The organism is Planktotalea frisia, from assembly GCF_001890925.1.
In the GTDB taxonomy this organism is placed as follows: Bacteria; Pseudomonadota; Alphaproteobacteria; order Rhodobacterales; family Rhodobacteraceae; genus Planktotalea; species Planktotalea frisia.
In genome coordinates this window covers 1-618 of sequence record NZ_MLCB01000179.1, presented here as the reverse complement: position 1 = coordinate 618, position 618 = coordinate 1, and the positions used below count along the sequence as shown (strand labels likewise).

2 protein-coding genes are annotated in these 618 nt (G+C 53.7%); both read right to left on the bottom strand.

All coding sequences use genetic code 11. The features are described 5' to 3' along the window. Window positions 1–277 (bottom strand): IS3 family transposase (locus PFRI_RS16510; protein ID WP_139292137.1); only part of this gene is annotated, 277 nt, incomplete at its 3' end. Then, window positions 274–552 carry a transposase gene (locus PFRI_RS16505; RefSeq protein ID WP_072631805.1) on the bottom strand — a complete coding sequence of 93 codons (279 nt, stop codon included), beginning with the start codon at window positions 550–552 and terminating at the stop codon, window positions 274–276. The genes PFRI_RS16505 and PFRI_RS16510, both read right to left, overlap by 4 nt. Window positions 553–618 lie beyond the last annotated feature (66 nt).

Genomic DNA, 618 nt, shown 5'->3' with positions numbered 1-618 from the left:
CTTGCAGGCCCATGATCCCCATCAAACGACGCACACGGTGACGACCCGCATGGAACCCATTTCTCGGCAAGTAGGCCGCGATCTGGCGGCTGCCGAAGAACGGATATTTGGTGAACACCCGATCAATCTCGTTGATCAATTCCAGCGTCTCAGCATTCACACCAACCGGCGTATAATACAGCGACGACCGGCTGATCTTTAGCAACTTGCACTGCTTGGTCAGGCTCAGGTCCGTCCGGTCAGCGTTGATCATGGCCTTGCGTTCACTCGGGCTCATCGCTTCAGCCCTTGTGACAAAAAATCATTTTCGACTGCCAACTTCCCAATCTTCGCATGAAGCTCTTTGACTTCGACCTCGTTGTCTTCCGCTCTCCGGACCTTGTCAGAGAACACCCCCGTCAGGCCATCAATCGCCTGCCGTTTCCATGTTGTCACCTGCGTTGGATGGACTTTGTGCTTGGCTGCAATCTCTTGCGCCGTCCTGTCTCCACGGAGCGCCTCAAGCGCCACCGTAGCCTTAAACTTGTCTGAAAAACTGCGTCTCTTCGTCATTTGTGTATCCTGTCTTCAAGGTTGGATACATCTTAGCACGCTGTCCAGTTTTGCCGGACCACTTCA